This window comes from Vibrio sp. GLN_1 (assembly GCF_043106015.1).
Classification (GTDB): domain Bacteria; phylum Pseudomonadota; class Gammaproteobacteria; order Enterobacterales; family Vibrionaceae; genus Vibrio; species Vibrio parahaemolyticus.
Map to the genome: position 1 here is coordinate 343,736 of NZ_JBICMD010000017.1, position 15,752 is coordinate 359,487.

A 15,752-nucleotide genomic window follows, 5' to 3' on the forward strand; every position below is an offset into this window, starting at 1 on the left:
CCATAAACTAATAATTACCTTGATTTATTTCACTGCTTTCAGAACGATTCTTTACAATAGCATAGCGGATAAGAACTAAAGCTAAGCCCAACATAAAGCCCATAAATGTTCCTACAATCACTATTAATGAACGCTTCGGTTTACTTTTAAGCTCAGGAACGACTGCAGGATCGACCACTTTGAACACAAACTCTTCTTGAGCCTCAGCAAGCATCAAGCTTTTCGTCTGCTCTTCTATAAGTTTATAAAATGTACTCTGCATTTCGGTAATTGGTGTTTTAACTAACTGGTCACTCAAGTACTTCAAATTCTTAGTCGTTTCTTCAATTGTTCGGTTTCGCATCACTTCATTGATATCGGCCACCAACCAATCAACCCATTCTTTGGCTACATAAGGGGAGTAGTAATTTACAGTGATACGATAAAGTCCACTATCTTTGTCTTGAGCCACTTGGAAAATATCTTTAATGAAGATTTCATAAGCTTCAAGAGTGCTAGGCTTAGCAACTCTCAGTCCTTTCGAGTCTCGCAACCATTCTTTAGTATCTTCATTATAAATGTCAGCGTCTATATTAAGAGAACCACTACCTATATCCCAATTATTCACTGCCATTATGGGGATTAACAAATCATGCTTACTAATAAAAGACTCGATAAACTTCCTCGATTGCATTACCTGTACTGCAAGCTCAGTTTGAGAAGATTCGCCTGCATTCAAGTTGACCCCAGCAAGAGCTGCGATACCGCCAAATTGACCAGCCATCTGAGATAAACTACTGCTACTCGAGTTTTCAGCAGGAGAAAGGAGAGCATCTGCTTGATATATATCTGGACGACTCAACGCGAAAAAAACAGACAGTATACAAAAAGCTATCGTCACAAACGTAATATATAGTTTGCCACTGTAAATGGCTTTTAATATTTCTCTAATATCAACTGATTGATTTAGATCATCACTTAGATCAAACCGCGAGCTTGGTGAAGCCACTTGAGGATGTTTATCTTGATTCATGTTCATTTCTAATTCTGGATTAATAATTTCACCGATACGAAATCGTGTTACTCACCCTGAGATTGGCGAAAAGGCTCTAATACAATGTACTAGAGCCTTGTTCAGGTTATTTCAACGCATTTATCGCTACACCCGTTTGGTAAAGGATCTGTGTAGCAGCAGTCCAGGTGCTTAACGCATCACGGTAGTCGGTATCAATTGGCACAACAATAGTATCGCCAGCTTTTAGTTCTTCTTTGTTATTTCCAAACCAATAACCAGAGGATGGTTTGTAAACTGAACCATCAGCTCGTACGACAAAGATACGATCTTCGTCCGCTTGCTTCTTGGCACCACCGGCTTTGTTAAGATAATCATCGACATTAAGTTTGTTGTCCAACAAGTAAGTAATTGGAACCTGCACTTCACCCATAATCGATACTGTATTACGGAAGGTCGGGACAAAGAGGAAGTCTCCATCTTCTAGCATAAAATCTGCTGAACGCTCCCCCTTTAAGATGAGATTTAACTGTACCACCATACGGCCAAGTGCTTTGCTGCGACTTGCTTCTTCAACAAACTTCAGTGTTTTATCTGGGTCTGAGATCACTGAGCCCATATTACTGTCTGCACGGAATGTTTTCTTCGCAGTCTCTGCTCGCATATCTGCTGCGTATTGGTTTAAAAGCTTTTGCTCTTGAAGGCGTAACGCTTCACGAGTAAAGATAGCACCTTGTGGGTGTGCAAATTCAGTTAAACCACCAGCACGTTCAAGTAATTCACTCAAGGTTTCCCCCTGGCGAACCGTATAAGTTCCAGGAAAACGAACTTCACCCTGTAACGTTACTGTGCTTTGTAGCTTCACATTTGGCTTTTCTAAGATGTTCAAACGATCTCGGCCCACGATAATTGCATCGTCTGAAACACTGCCTTGTATTGCTTTGCGTAAATCAATGCGTTCAACATCAATATACGCACGCTCATCCGCACTATTAATCGCTGTTCGTGCTAGTTCTGCATTAATTGTGAATGCGTTGTAAGTCAAACCACCAGCAGCTTCAATAAGTGTTGATACCGTCATTCTTGGAGTGATCGGGTAGCGTCCTGGGTGCTTCACTTCACCAAAGACTTCAGCAATTTGAGGAGCTAGCCCCAAACGAGACTGTTGCTGAAGTTGTAACAACACAGGGGCAAGTAAAGTGCGACGAGTATTTTGCTTCAGCTTTTCAAAGCCTTCCTCTGTAATCTCTTTACCACGGAAAATGATTTTAGCTGGTTTCGCCTGCTCTGTGGCGTTCTGGTTGTTCAGCATACCGTTTTCTGAATGCGAAACGGCAACAGAAGAGCTCATCACTTCTTGCTCTTTCTGTTGTTCCAGCTCAGCTTGCTCTTGCGCTTGCTCCAATGTTTTTGCTTTTGAAACAGCCTCTTGTGTTGCCAATGTATCCAAATCTTCGTTATTAAAGCGGTTGAAAACCAATATACGATCTCGTGATTGTAACTGGAGGTTGTCTTGGCTACCTGGTGATAGAATTGCGTTGGCTAAACTTAGTTGAAACACTTCAATATCACGCTGTGGATTAATCTCTCTTACCACAACGGCATAGTTAACATCAGCTGTAGAATTAAAAGCCGAGTCAACAGATTTGAAAAGATCGGCAACACGAACGCCATTGCGCCATTCCACATAGCCAGGATGACGAACATCCCCCTCTATCTGCACGTAACGAGTAAGCTCTTCGCTTTTTTTCAAGATCTTGATGGAGTCGCCATTTTTAACTTTACTCTGTCGATCTTGCGTTTTATTGAAATCAAGCGTCAAAGCCTCACGAGCGCCATGTGAAGCGTAGCGTTTTATCTCCAACTGCTCGACATAAGCATTCGCAGTAAAACCACCGGCCATCTGAATAAGTTGTTGGTAAGTTTCACCGGCCTTGACTTCATAAATTGCCGGACGGTTGATCTCGCCTTCTATAGACACTGTATCGTTAACAGAACCAATTAAAACAACATCATCCGGTAGTAAGCGCACATCATTACTTGCATCACCTTTTAGTAAAAGGTCATACATATCCAACTTACGAATGATTTTACCATCACGCTTTAGCTGGATATCTCTCAGCGCCCCACTTTCACCAAAACCGCCGCTGTAATAAATAGCTTGTGAAATTGTCGTTAATGCGCTAACCGTGTAGGCTCCAGGCTTATATGCATCACCCATGACAAACACTTGCATGGTGCGTAATTCACCCAATGAGATATCACTGCGCACACCAATCATTTGCTCTTTTACACGTTGCGTCAGAGAGTCTCGAACATCAGAAAAGTGCATGCCAGCAACATTTACCGGCCCAAGTGAGGGGAAGTTGATTGTGCCCGCACGATTTACGCGTAAACGATGCGTTTCATTCTCCTTACCAAACAACTGCACAATGATTTCATCACCTGCACCCACGGTGTAATTTGCTGGCACAGGAACATCACTGATCGGAGCAAAAGTGCTTGGAGAACCAGCAAAAAGATCTAAACCAAAACGTTTAAGCTCTTCCTGCTCACCTTTTTTGAGCCATTGTTCTTCGATATTGGAAGATACAGCGCCACTAGATTCAGCTCTAGGTTTGATTACTTGCGGGTTTTCGTAAGGAGACTTGTTTGAAGATAAACTAGAAGGAATGGAGAAACCATATTTACTCGCCAAGGCCTGTTGTTGGTCGGCGGGTAGATTTTGAAACATTTTGATTTGTTCTGGAGTGGGTGTTTGTGCTATCGAATAAGACGCAAACGTACTTGCCAATATAAAAGCGGCAATAGAGAAATATCCTTTAAACATGGTATGTCACTATAATAATTGAATAAAAAACCCTAGCCCCAAGTTTGAGCTCTAGGTATTTAAATTAGAATCGGTGCTGAAAACCCAGTGTAATCGAGTTAAGGCGAAACTGGTCTTCAGAGACGTTATCAACGAACTCAAATATCACCGCGCTTTTGTTATTTAAAGCATAGTGCATACCTAACCCAAAACTAAATCCTTGTTCTTTGTGAGAACCTACATTTTGTAGATTAAGCTGAACGCTTGAATACCCAGCTAAACCATAAAGTGCAACTCGCTCTGAAACTGGCATATTCAACTTAACAAAGCCGCTCAAAAAACTATCAACGGCAAGACCACTGTCACGTTGAACTGATGTCCCATAGCGTCCTTCTAAACCAATGTAATCGTTAAAGAAGTAACCTACTTGCGCACTAAGAAGAAAAGGGCTTCCCTCTTTTACGGACTCAGAAGACGAGCTTTTCAATTCTGCATTTGAGTAGCTCACTAACGCACCAGCATAAAAATCGGCTGACGCTGAAAAAGAACTCAGGCTTAAGCCCAGTGCACTAAGTATTCCTAAACAATGCTGCTTTCTTATCACGTAAAAGTCCCTAGTACTGGTAATAATATGGGCTGCCAAAGCAAAGTTAAGCGTGCTATGCAGGCCATTAAATACTGAAGAATTGGCACGCTACCGCCCTGAGGCGTTGAGCGTAAGCCACTGTATCGCTTTCTATATGGTGTAAGTAAAAACGACCTATTTCCTCCAAACCTCTAGTCTGGAGGAAATAGGCCGACAAATTATGCACTCTTGATAGTTTATCAGCAAGCAAGGGAGCAAGATAACCACACAATGTCACATTGGTGTTAGAAATGAGATAGTAAGCTATAGCAAAATAAGAAACTATTTACATGCTAAGGCTTTTTTATCTAAAATATAATTTGGAGCATTTTTTATGCTACCAAACATCGATGTTTTTATACCGGATATACAAGGATTAATAATGAAGAATACAGCTCTAGCTATTCTTATGGCTCTAAGCGCATCAACTGCATTTGCAGCAGAAGAAGCAGGTTCAGCAGGCGCAGCTTCTGCATCTGCAACAGGCACAACAGCTGTAGCAGTAGGTGCGGCAGCAGCAGTAACTGTAGTAGCAGTTGCAGCGTCAGATAGCGACTCAACATCTACTTCAACATCTACTTCTACTTCTACTTCTACTTCTACAAACTAATTTCGTTTTGTAGATAAAGATAATCGCCCTGAATGACTCAGGGCGATTTTATTTGTAAGAGGGAATAATGAATATCTTCCGAACGTCTAAATGGATACGCCCACTCCTCACTCTTCCGCTATTCGCCTTACTCTTTGGTTGTACACAAAAGTTCAATGATGTATCAGCCACAGTCCAAGAAGCATACGGTAACTACATCGATGTAGAGATGACCCCAGAAGAAATAAATGCTGTTCCATATGCCAGTGCCTACTTGAAACTTGGAAATCAAAAACAGGTGTTTGTTGTTTTAGCTTTCGCGGAACGAAACCCACTCAGCGGTAAAAAACAATTAAAATGGGTAAGCGCCGATAAAGCAATGATCGTTACGGAAAATGGACATATCGTCAAAACGATTGGACTACAAAATGGAGACTTAGTGGGCGTTTATGGTGATGTACCAGATTTTTCTCCAAACTCGGCCTCTGTCAACTTCACACTCTCATACGATTGGGCAACACAATACCGTTATGGTTTTCCTGCAAATGTAACGCGCTCTTACTCAGGCCAAGAAACGTTAACAACACCTATTTCTAACACCATGGCCGACGTATATAAAGAAATTGTTGAGTTTAATAGCCTTTCTCAGTCTGTCGAAAACTACTATTGGGTAGATGAACAAGGTCAGGTTGTCAAAACCTTACAGTATTTAGGGCCAAATATGATTCCGGTTGAGTTAACTATTTTAAAAGGGTATAGCAAATCATGAGCAAGCGACTACTCACATTATTCATTTTGGTTATGCCGCTTTTGAGCACACACAGCTTCGCTAAAACAGAAACCTCTACTACACAACCATTAAATGTTGAGTTGCCGGAAGTGGGCAAACAGCTACGATTCCAAGGGCCAGCTCGTTTAGAAAGTGTGTTAGCACTCGCCATCGAGCAAAATGTTTCACTACAATACTCTCTTGGTACGACCTTGTTTGACAAATCGGATCGTGCTGAGAAAACCTCTACCGCTTTAAAGAACTCGGTACTCAATCAAATGATTCAGCACAATTTGATTGCACACCCATTCTACAAGTTTATTCAGAAGCAAAGCTTTGCACCACGCTTACTGTCTGCGATCGATGTTGATAAAGTTCGACTAAACAAATTCGAAAATCCGATTTTGTATGGCAATGCCCTTCTAGCAAGCCCTCTACGCGAAGAAAAAGTGTATTACTTGGGAAACCTAAATAGCGTGTATTCCGTGAAAGACCAAGCAGGCATCCCTTTGCAGAGACAAATAAAGAATTTGAAAAGTAACATTGGTACGTTATCAACGCCGCCAGTGTTGATCTACCCAGATGGTCATGTAGTTAAACCGCATCACGGAGCTTGGTTAACAACACAATATTACTTACCACCTCTGACATTGGTATATGTCCCATTTGGTAATATTGAATACTCCGAAATGGACCAAGATATTGTCCGCCTACTCACCCAACTGATACCAAATTCCACAAAGAGACCACAATGATGCCAATTAGAAAAAGCTTAACCCTTTCTTTAATGGGCCCTGCATTGGTTTGGGCTCAAGACATGCCCTTTGAGGCTCCTGCTTTACAGCCGTCTCAATCAGACTTTGGTGGTGTTGGTTTAATGCAAATGCCAACAGGACGTATGGCTCCAGAAGGTGAATTCAATTTTTCTATCACTAGTAGCGATGAATACCTTTTTTACAATGTAACTCTTCAAGTGTTGCCATGGTTAGAAACGACGCTCCGCTACACTCGAGTTCCCAATATTCCATACTCATCAACACTACCTGACGTAACTAATGATTTCACCGACAAAGGCATTGACTTTAAAATCCGACTTTTAGAAGAATCCTCACATGTACCTGAGCTATCTATAGGAATCAGAGACTTTTCAGGCACAGGGCTATTTGACTCAGAATACATCGCCGCAACAAAAAGATTTTCAAACTCAAACGTTGGCTCTTTAGACTTAACTTTAGGTATTGGTTGGGGGTCATTGGGAATGCGCAATAACATCTCAAACCCAGCATGTAAATTGTCTTCTGCTTATTGTACTAGACCATCTGATTATAATGGAAACGGAGGAAGTGTTGACTTTGAACGATGGTTTAAAGGTCCTACAGCTCTTTTTGGAGGTATTGAATACCAAACGTTGCATAAGCCACTAAGGTTGAAATTAGAGTACGACAGTAACGATTATAGTCAAGAGTTACCTTATGTCCGTGGCGGAATTAATATGACCCCGCACACGCCATGGAACTTTGGTGTGCTCTACCGTCTAGGAATGGCCGACTTTCGTTTAAGTTATGAACGCGGCGATACTTTGGTCGCGGGCTTAACGCTAAACACTAATTTCAATGACATGCCATCATTCTGGCGAGACACACCAACACCAGAAGTCGAAGATAACCAGCCCGAAGAATTGTCTGATGTTGATTGGAAACGTGTAACAGAAGATTTAGACAAAATTGCAGGTTACAAACAAACTCAAGTTTTCGTAAACGGTAATACGGTTTCCGTTGTTGGCGAACAGAAAAAGTATCGTGATCGCAACGAAGCTCATGAAAAAGCAGCGGCAGTCCTTTACAACGAGATGCCAACACACATCGATACCTATACAATCAATGAGCGTAGCCGTGGTTTGATCGGCGAACAAACGGTTATTTCTAAAGAGAAATATCGTGACTTTGCAGAAGTAAACTACATCACTCCAGCTATTGAAGATGCAACGTCAACCTCGAGCGAAAAACCAAAAGGTAAGCCAGCTTACGATGACTTTGAGCGCTTTGATTGGGGCTTTGCACCTAAGCTTGTTCAAACTCTTGGTAGCGCTGAAGATTTCTATCTCTTTAGTGTAGGGCTAAGCGGTAATGCGTCATACTGGCTGACGGACAACCTTGAAATTGGCGGTTCGTTATACTGGGACTGGTATAATAACTACGATAAGTTTATCTATGTCACTCCACCTGATGGGACTACTGTTCCTCGCGTTCGTACCATGTTCCGCGCTTACCAAAATGAACATGTGGTAACCATGTCAAACCTCCAATTGACTTGGTTCCAAGAGTACACAGATACCATGGTTCAACAATTCTACGCGGGTTATCTGGAAAGCATGTTTGCTGGAGTCGGTACCGAGTTTCTTTACCGTCCACAAGGAGCTAACTGGGCGATTGGCGCTGACGTCAACTTAATTTCTCAACGTGATCCACAAAGTTACTTCGGTGTTTACGATGAGAAATGGCAAAACGTGCCAGAATATGGACGTCCGTTCCAAGTTATTGATAAAGGCTTCACTGGTTTTGTATCTGGTTACTACTACCCTCAATGGGATTTCCTACAAGATTTGATGATCCAAGTCGATGTTGGTCAGTTCCTAGCCGGTGATGTAGGTACACAAATCAATGTTTCTAAGCAGTTCAAGAGTGGCGTCATTGCTGGCGCCTTTGCCTCATTTACAGACTTGTCTGCGGATGAATTTGGTGAAGGTAGCTTTACCAAAGGCTTCTACTTGTCTATTCCGTTTGACATCATGACCGTTAAGCCAAGTAACAATCGTGCGAACTTTAGCTGGCAGCCTCTTACTCGTGACGGAGGGCAGAAGCTCGGCCGTAAATACAGCTTAATTGAGTTAACCGACGAACGAAATCCTTGGTACCAAAGACCTAACCGTTCGGATGTGGAATAATAAAGTAATCAAGGGAGCTACGGCTCCCTTTTTCATGTCTAGATACTGGCTCATAGAAGATTAAAACCTATCTTCCGGCTTCCAATAGCGCTACTTTTCGTTTCTTGCTAGAATTCCAGAGAAAATTTTAATCTATGGTGGAAGTTCTATGATCATCGTAACTGGTGGCGCTGGCATGATCGGCAGCAACATTGTTAAAGCACTAAACGAAGCTGGTATTAACGATATCTTGGTTGTCGACAACCTAAAAAATGGCAAAAAGTTTAAGAACTTAGTTGATCTGGACATCACAGATTACATGGATCGTGACGACTTTCTGACCCAAATTATGGCGGGCGATGATTTTGGTCCGATTGAGGCAATTTTCCACGAAGGCGCTTGCTCTGCAACGACAGAGTGGGATGGTAAATACATGATGCTAAACAATTACGAGTACTCTAAAGAGCTGCTTCATTACTGTTTAGATCGTGAAATTCCATTCCTGTACGCCTCTTCCGCAGCCACTTACGGCGATACAGATACTTTCGTAGAAGAACGCGAATACGAAGGCGCACTAAATGTATACGGTTACTCGAAACAGCAGTTTGATAACTACGTTCGTCGTCTATGGCAAGACGCTGAAGAACATGGTGAAACCCTTTCTCAAATCACCGGCTTCCGTTACTTCAACGTATATGGCCCACGTGAAGATCACAAAGGCAGCATGGCATCTGTTGCGTTCCATCTGAACAACCAACTAAACGCAGGTGAAAATCCAAAACTGTTTGCAGGTAGCGAGTCTTTTAAGCGTGATTTCGTTTACGTTGGTGATGTATGTAAAGTAAACCTGTGGTTCCTTGAAAATGGTGTTTCTGGCATCTTCAACTGTGGTACTGGTCGTGCAGAATCTTTTGAAGAAGTAGCAAAAGCGGTCATTGCCCATCATGGAAAAGGCGAGATTGAAACTATTCCTTTCCCAGAGCATCTAAAAGGTGCCTATCAAGAGTTCACGCAAGCAGACCTTACCAAGCTACGCGCTGCCGGTTGCGATGTTGAGTTCAAGACGGTTGCTGAAGGCGTTGCCGAATACTTAACTATCCAAAACAGTTAAGCATCATTTAGGTGGTAGCATCACTTGTTGCCACCTTTACTCCATTCCAATAGCCTGTATCATCTCTACTATCTTATTTTTATCACCTTGCTCTCATACGAGTAAATCAAGACGGATAGGTAACTAGACACGCCATGACAGCAAAACGTGACGACTACGACTCCAAAGCATATAACCCTGAATTTGAGCGTCATTTTTTGTCGCCTAAGTATTGGGGAACTTGGTTAGGTGTAATACTCTTTTTGCCGCTAGCCTTAATGCCTCTTAGCGCCCAAAAGTGGCTAGCCAAAACAATAGCTAAAAAGTTATCTAAATCTCATAAAGGGCCAGCTCACAGGGCTCGAGTCAACTTTGAATTATGCTTCCCTGGAAAGACGTTTCAAGAGCGCGAAGCCTTAATTGAAAAAACACTCTACACAGCAGCCATGTTCTTTTTTCGTTTTGGGTTGCTGAGTTTGCGTTCTCCTCAATGGCTTCAGAGTCGCTGCCAAATTCGCGGCCTAGACATTTTACAACAGCACATTGATAACAACGAAAATGTGATTTTAATGGTTCCCCACTCCTGGGCTATTGATGTGCCTGCTATCTTGCTCGCTTCAATGGGAATGCCAGTTTCTGCAATGGCGAAGAAACAAAAGAATGATGTTGCTGACTGGCTGATGCACAAGCAAAGAGTTCAATACGGTGGTCGTGTTTATGAACGCTCAGGTGGCATTAAGCCTTTTCTGAAATCCATTCGAGATGGCTATATAGGGTATTACCTACCCGATCAAGATCACGGCCCAGAGCATAGTGTATTTGTCGATTTTTTTGCTACACGTAAAGCAACGCTACCTGGTTTAGGCAAAATAGCGAAACTATCACGCTCAAAAGTACTGCCTCTATTTGCGTCGATGAACACTGAAGATGGTACGTTTGATATTGAGATTTTACCGGCGTTTGAGCTGGATAAAGGCGAAGAACAAGACGCCCGCACCTGTAACGAAGCTATTGAATACTTCGTCGGTGATAAACCAGAACAATATATGTGGGTGCTACAGCTATTGCATTCACAAGAAGACGGCAACAATTATTACAATCTCTTTAAGCCGAGATACAACACTGACTGGCAAGTTGAAAAATGAAAAAAATTCTAATTATTGGCCCAGCATGGGTTGGTGATATGGTGATGTCCCAATCTCTTTACATCACACTAAAGCAACTGCACCCGGAAAGCCAAATTGATGTTATTGCACCCGGCTGGTGTAAGCCTATTCTTGAGCGTATGCCAGAAATTCACCAAGCAATCGAGATGCCGATAGGCCATGGTGAGTTTAATTTATTAGGCCGCAGAGAGATTGGTAAATCATTACGTGAAAAGCAATACGACCACGCTTATATTCTGCCAAAATCAGCGAAATCAGCGCTGATTCCTTGGTTTGCGAACATACCTCTGCGTACAGGATGGAAAGGAGAGATGCGCTACGGTATTCTGAATGACCTGCGTCCAAATATGAAATCCTTCCAATACATGGTTGAGCGTTATGTGGCTCTCGCTTACTCTAAATCAGAAATGGTTGATTCATCCTCTCTTGGAGGATTGGATACTCTGCCTCGCCCTAGCCTGTCGATCAATAAAGAAGAACAGCAAACAACCATCAATAAATTCAATTTAGATCAAAAACGACCAGCTGTTGGTCTATGTCCTGGTGCAGAATTTGGCCCAGCGAAAAAGTGGCCGGAAACACACTATGCCGAAGTTGCTGCACAGATGTGCAAAGCCGGCCATCAAGTATGGCTGTTTGGCTCTCAAAAAGACCTAGAGACTTGTAACAATATCCGTGCACTTGTTCCAACACAGTTCCATGAACACATTCATGTTCTAGCAGGGCAAACCAGTTTAATTGAAGCGGTCGATCTTCTTGCTGCATGTAAAACGGTGGTCGCAAATGACTCAGGCTTAATGCATGTAGCAGCCGCTGTAGGTTGTAATGTCGTTGCTGTTTATGGCTCAACATCACCAAAGTACACACCACCACTGGCTGAAAAAGTTGAAATGGTTCATACCGATATCGACTGCCGACCATGTTTCAAGCGTGAGTGCCAATACCAACATTTGAAATGCTTGACTGAGCTATCGCCAAAACAAGTCCTAGATAGCATCCAGAAGCTCGAAGCCATTGCGACTATTTCATGTTAATTCGAATTATTTATACGGCACTGTTAGCGCTTGCCTCACCATTTCTTTTATTGGGCTTATATAAAAGCAAACCCAATAAACCCAAATTTGGTGGGCGATGGAAAGAACACTTTGGAATAACCCCACAGTTAAAAACGCATCAGCGTCCAATTTGGATTCATGCTGTTTCTGTAGGCGAAAGCATCGCGGCAACACCTCTAATCAAGGAACTCAAACAGCAATATCCAGAGCAACCTATCGTTGTCACAACAACCACGAGCACTGGTGCGGAACAAATAGCCAAGTTGGGTGATTTAGTTGAACACCGCTATATGCCAATAGACTTTGGCTTTGCTGTAAAAAGCTTCCTAAAGGCAATACAGCCAGAGAAAATGCTGATTATAGAGACAGAACTGTGGCCAAATACGCTCCACGTCGTCAAACAAGCCAATGTTCCGATCACCGTAGTTAACGCTAGGCTATCAGAAAAATCCTGTCAAAATTACGCAAAAGTCCAATGGCTTTTTAACCAACTTCATCCATGCTTGACGCAAGTACTTTGTCAAACGGATTCTGATGCAGAGCGATTTGAACGCTTAGGCGTCAATAAAGAGAAGCTATCGGTCACGGGCTCGATTAAATTTGATATTCAAATTTCAGATCACGTGAAGCTACAAGGCAAAGCACTTCGAGCGCAACTTGGAAAAGACCGCCCAGTATGGATTGCAGCGAGTACGCATAAAGGCGAGGATGAACAGGTATTAGAGGCACATAAGCAGATTTTAGAATCTCATCCAAATGCTCTACTCATTTTAGTTCCTCGTCATCCGGAACGATTTGACGATGTTTTCGCTCTTTGTAAAAAACAAGGCTTTGAAACTGTCCGTCGCACAGAAAAGCAACCTGCAGAAAACACAACTCAGATTTACCTAGGCGATACAATGGGTGAAATGCTCGTATTGATTGGTGCAGCAGACATCTGCTTTATGGGTGGTAGCCTAGTTGGAGATAAGATCGGTGGGCACAACGTTTTAGAGCCAGCCGCTTTAGGCATACCTGTTGTTATCGGTTCAAGTTACTATAACTTCACAGAAATCGTGAAAGCAATGCGCCACCAAGATGCAATCATGCTCATCGAGAACAGCCAGCAGCTTTCTTTGTTCATCACCTCGCTACTCCGTGACGATAACCACCGTTTTGCTCTCAGTAAAAAAACAACCGCGTTTGTTGCCGGTAACGCGGGAGCTTTGAACAAGACTCTAAAAGGGATAGAAGAGCACTCATAACAATGTCCATAACCATGAAAACATACGTAATAAATCTCAAAGAATCTGTTGAGCGTCGAGAGCATATGACCCAAGTGCTATCATCTATTAACTTTGAGTTTTTTGACGCCGAAAACATAAAGAAAGATCCGAACCACTTTATATACACCCTTTACGATGCGCAGAAAACGCGCAAGTACAAAGGCTATCAGCTAACCGTTCCGGAGTTAGGTTGCTGGGCAAGCCATATTGCTCTTTGGCGACATTGTGTAAAAATACAAGAACCAATTTTAATTCTTGAAGATAATATTGAACTACTTGGTCACCTGCATGAGCAGCTGGAAAACATAGAAAAGCTTACAGAGCAATATGGTTTAGTGAAGCTTGGTAATATTTTTGAGCGAAAACACGTAGATATAGCCAAGATAGATGGAAAATACAAACTAATAGCAAACCTGAAAGGTGCTTGTGGAACCTCTGCTTACGCTATAACGCCCACAACAGCAGAAAGATACCTCAAACAGATCGATGGTTTTTTCGAACCGGTTGATGACTTCATGGATAATGAGTGGCGAACAAATCAAACCATTTACAGTTACTTTCCTCCTTTAGTATCACGCAGCAATACGGCTTCGACTATAGGTAAGAGAAAAGTTAAATCAAATATAAGCTGGATAAACAAAATATATATCGAATGGTATAGGGTTTTCAAACAATGGAAACAAAAAGAATATAATCAACGAGCCAAATAATTTCAATATATACATTTTTCCACTTTAACATTTTACTCGTTATGGAACGGTTATGAGAAAAAAAACCATCATATCTATCATGCCACACTTAAAAGGCGGTGGTGTTGAAAAAGTAGTGTGCCAATTAAGCGATGGCTTGAGTCAATATGATGACTGTGATGTACATATCATTACAATCAAACCGTACGAAAGCCTTATACCAATTTCAAATAGTGTTAAGATACACCATGTAGACACAACTATTAGAAACTCTTTAAACCTTCGAATTAGCGAAAAGTCAAAATCAAAACTGATTGTTGATTATATTAAAAACAACATAACCACGTCTGAACCAGAACTGATACTGTGTCATCAAGATACAGTATCAAAGATCATGAGACACAGTGAATTTAATAATACTTTTCATGTCATTCACAGTACTCTATCCCACGATAAGCTTAGCAACTCAACGGGTTTAAAGCGTTTACTTAGAAGAAATAAGCTGCGCTCTCTGTACAAAGGTTTAAATATTATCTGTGTATCAAAAGGGGTTGAAGAAGACTTAAAAACAAACTTTAAGCTAACCAACACAAGTGTGATCTATAATGCGGTATGCCAACAGGCGCTTGAGCGTTACGCACAGGAACCCACTCAATTGCCAAGTAAAAAATACTTCATCAATGTGGGCAACTTTAGCCGTGCAAAACGACAAGATCGTTTAGTACGCGCATACTTGGAGGCAAACATCAAAGACGTAGATTTGGTTCTACTCGGTGAGTATTCGCACCGAACTAATGAAATACACGATCTGATGGCGCAGATGGAAGGTGCCGACAAGCGAATCCATATGCCCGGCTTTGTGAGCAACCCTTATCCATGGATAGCAAACTCGAGTGGTTTTATCCTATCATCAGATTATGAGGGGCTACCGACAGTATTATTAGAATCCATCGCCTTAGGAACGCCGGTGATTTCAACCGATTGTAATAGCGGCCCCAGAGAGATCTTCGGAGAAAATTTTAAACACTGCCTCAGTGAAGTAAGCACATCAAGTCTGAGAGATAAAATCATTGAGCTTTATAACTCTCCCAAGGATTTTACCACCCCGCTACGAGAAGAATTTTCTCTTAATTTTATGAGCCGCCAATACTATAAACTAATTAAACAACACCGCTAATCAATATTAAGAGTTTCTATTATGGGGGCATTTGCCCTCACTATTTTGTTCTTTTCAACATTCTGTGATATCAAACAACCAGCGCCAATAACACTGTTATCTCCGATCTCAACGCCTTGCAGAATAGTCACATTTGCACCAATGAAAACATTTCGACCGATTATGATTGGCTTACATGTGTAATCTGATGTCTTTCTTTTATCAGGAGAAAGTGGATGAAAATTACTCCCCAAACACATAAAACCGGGACCAATTAATGTTTCATCACCTATATGTATAGAGGATTTATCGGCAATAACGGCACTACCATTGTTAATCATCACATTTCGACCGATTTCAATAGTACTTTCTTCGCCTCGGGCTTCTATATATACTTCTGAAAGTCGCAATTGTGGAGATGTGTCATAACCCAAACGAACACCATCACCAATACTAACCCTTCCTTTACCCACAATCTTGATAGGCTGACTAATAGAAATATCCCTCCCAATTTCTGTCTGACCTTCCCTAAATAACGCATAAAATAAGAACTTTCTCCGGTATATACATAAAGAAAACTTTCTGTATTTGGCTATTATTTTTTTAATAATTAGATATCTCATAC

14 protein-coding genes are annotated in these 15,752 nt (G+C 41.8%); 10 read left to right on the plus strand and 4 right to left on the minus strand.

From position 1 onward, the window contains the following. Window positions 1-7: 7 nt before the first annotated feature. From ACF8OV_RS09960 to ACF8OV_RS09970, 3 genes are all read right to left on the minus strand, one after another. On the minus strand, window positions 8-1,018 hold the full coding sequence (locus tag ACF8OV_RS09960) for a Wzz/FepE/Etk N-terminal domain-containing protein (protein ID WP_029786799.1): 1,011 nt from the start codon (window positions 1,016-1,018) through the stop codon (window positions 8-10). Between the two features lie 100 nt (window positions 1,019-1,118). Next, on the minus strand, window positions 1,119-3,821 hold the full coding sequence (locus ACF8OV_RS09965; RefSeq protein WP_203504534.1) for an SLBB domain-containing protein: 2,703 nt from the start codon (window positions 3,819-3,821) through the stop codon (window positions 1,119-1,121). A 64-nt stretch (window positions 3,822-3,885) separates the two neighbouring features. Beyond that, window positions 3,886-4,404 (minus strand): outer membrane beta-barrel protein, encoded by a 519-nt coding sequence (locus ACF8OV_RS09970; protein ID WP_203504532.1) that lies wholly within the window; start codon window positions 4,402-4,404, stop codon window positions 3,886-3,888. A 403-nt stretch (window positions 4,405-4,807) separates the two neighbouring features. Between ACF8OV_RS09970 and ACF8OV_RS09975 the strand changes: the two genes are divergently transcribed. The 10 genes from ACF8OV_RS09975 (at window position 4,808) to ACF8OV_RS10020 (ending at window position 15,148) form a co-directional block, all read left to right on the plus strand. Further along, window positions 4,808-5,035, plus strand: a complete 228-nt coding sequence (locus tag ACF8OV_RS09975) for a hypothetical protein (RefSeq protein ID WP_025499292.1) — start codon at window positions 4,808-4,810, stop codon at window positions 5,033-5,035. Window positions 5,036-5,102: 67 nt separating this feature from the next. Continuing rightward, the gene (locus tag ACF8OV_RS09980; protein WP_140268596.1) at window positions 5,103-5,783 is read left to right on the plus strand and encodes a YjbF family lipoprotein; all 681 of its coding nucleotides are present in this window, start codon (window positions 5,103-5,105) and stop codon (window positions 5,781-5,783) included. Further along, window positions 5,780-6,538, plus strand: coding sequence for a capsule biosynthesis GfcC family protein (locus tag ACF8OV_RS09985; RefSeq protein WP_025499290.1), 759 nt, complete (start codon window positions 5,780-5,782; stop codon window positions 6,536-6,538). Before ACF8OV_RS09980 ends, ACF8OV_RS09985 begins: the two co-directional genes overlap by 4 nt. Then, the gene (locus ACF8OV_RS09990) at window positions 6,535-8,727 is read left to right on the plus strand and encodes a YjbH domain-containing protein (RefSeq protein ID WP_025499289.1); all 2,193 of its coding nucleotides are present in this window, start codon (window positions 6,535-6,537) and stop codon (window positions 8,725-8,727) included. The genes ACF8OV_RS09985 and ACF8OV_RS09990 overlap by 4 nt, the downstream gene beginning before the upstream one ends. 148 nt (window positions 8,728-8,875) lie before the next feature. Next, window positions 8,876-9,817, plus strand: coding sequence for an ADP-glyceromanno-heptose 6-epimerase (gene rfaD / locus ACF8OV_RS09995; RefSeq protein ID WP_021451714.1), 942 nt, complete (start codon window positions 8,876-8,878; stop codon window positions 9,815-9,817). Between the two features lie 134 nt (window positions 9,818-9,951). Then, window positions 9,952-10,941, plus strand: coding sequence for a lauroyl-Kdo(2)-lipid IV(A) myristoyltransferase (gene lpxM / locus ACF8OV_RS10000; protein ID WP_025499288.1), 990 nt, complete (start codon window positions 9,952-9,954; stop codon window positions 10,939-10,941). Next, window positions 10,938-11,996, plus strand: coding sequence for a lipopolysaccharide heptosyltransferase II (waaF, locus tag ACF8OV_RS10005; protein ID WP_203504530.1), 1,059 nt, complete (start codon window positions 10,938-10,940; stop codon window positions 11,994-11,996). The genes lpxM and waaF overlap by 4 nt, the downstream gene beginning before the upstream one ends. Continuing rightward, entirely contained in the window at window positions 11,990-13,261 is a 1,272-nt protein-coding gene (gene waaA, locus ACF8OV_RS10010; RefSeq protein WP_140098320.1) for a lipid IV(A) 3-deoxy-D-manno-octulosonic acid transferase, read from the plus strand. Before waaF ends, waaA begins: the two co-directional genes overlap by 7 nt. Window positions 13,262-13,275: 14 nt before the next feature. After that, complete coding sequence (locus ACF8OV_RS10015; RefSeq protein WP_020904338.1) at window positions 13,276-13,992, plus strand: glycosyltransferase family 25 protein; 717 nt, start codon at window positions 13,276-13,278, stop codon at window positions 13,990-13,992. Between the two features lie 52 nt (window positions 13,993-14,044). Continuing rightward, the gene (locus ACF8OV_RS10020) at window positions 14,045-15,148 is read left to right on the plus strand and encodes a glycosyltransferase (protein WP_203504528.1); all 1,104 of its coding nucleotides are present in this window, start codon (window positions 14,045-14,047) and stop codon (window positions 15,146-15,148) included. On the opposite strand, the gene ACF8OV_RS10025 is transcribed toward ACF8OV_RS10020, so the two are convergent. Beyond that, window positions 15,145-15,750 carry a DapH/DapD/GlmU-related protein gene (locus tag ACF8OV_RS10025; protein ID WP_203504526.1) on the minus strand — a complete coding sequence of 202 codons (606 nt, stop codon included), beginning with the start codon at window positions 15,748-15,750 and terminating at the stop codon, window positions 15,145-15,147. The genes ACF8OV_RS10020 and ACF8OV_RS10025 overlap by 4 nt on opposite strands. Window positions 15,751-15,752 lie beyond the last annotated feature (2 nt).

What these genes read in the sequence shown, in the direction of transcription:
- ACF8OV_RS09960 (WP_029786799.1), bottom strand. Translation starts at nt 1,018, where the DNA reads ATGAACATGAATCAAGATAAACATCCTCAAGTGGCTTCACCAAGCTCG.
- ACF8OV_RS09965 (WP_203504534.1), bottom strand. Translation starts at nt 3,821, where the DNA reads ATGTTTAAAGGATATTTCTCTATTGCCGCTTTTATATTGGCAAGTACG.
- ACF8OV_RS09975 (WP_025499292.1), top strand. Translation starts at nt 4,808, where the DNA reads ATGAAGAATACAGCTCTAGCTATTCTTATGGCTCTAAGCGCATCAACT.
- ACF8OV_RS09980 (WP_140268596.1), top strand. Translation starts at nt 5,103, where the DNA reads ATGAATATCTTCCGAACGTCTAAATGGATACGCCCACTCCTCACTCTT.
- ACF8OV_RS09985 (WP_025499290.1), top strand. Translation starts at nt 5,780, where the DNA reads ATGAGCAAGCGACTACTCACATTATTCATTTTGGTTATGCCGCTTTTG.
- ACF8OV_RS09990 (WP_025499289.1), top strand. Translation starts at nt 6,535, where the DNA reads ATGATGCCAATTAGAAAAAGCTTAACCCTTTCTTTAATGGGCCCTGCA.
- rfaD (WP_021451714.1), top strand. Translation starts at nt 8,876, where the DNA reads ATGATCATCGTAACTGGTGGCGCTGGCATGATCGGCAGCAACATTGTT.
- lpxM (WP_025499288.1), top strand. Translation starts at nt 9,952, where the DNA reads ATGACAGCAAAACGTGACGACTACGACTCCAAAGCATATAACCCTGAA.
- waaF (WP_203504530.1), top strand. Translation starts at nt 10,938, where the DNA reads ATGAAAAAAATTCTAATTATTGGCCCAGCATGGGTTGGTGATATGGTG.
- waaA (WP_140098320.1), top strand. Translation starts at nt 11,990, where the DNA reads ATGTTAATTCGAATTATTTATACGGCACTGTTAGCGCTTGCCTCACCA.
- ACF8OV_RS10015 (WP_020904338.1), top strand. Translation starts at nt 13,276, where the DNA reads ATGAAAACATACGTAATAAATCTCAAAGAATCTGTTGAGCGTCGAGAG.
- ACF8OV_RS10020 (WP_203504528.1), top strand. Translation starts at nt 14,045, where the DNA reads ATGAGAAAAAAAACCATCATATCTATCATGCCACACTTAAAAGGCGGT.
- ACF8OV_RS10025 (WP_203504526.1), bottom strand. Translation starts at nt 15,750, where the DNA reads ATGAGATATCTAATTATTAAAAAAATAATAGCCAAATACAGAAAGTTT.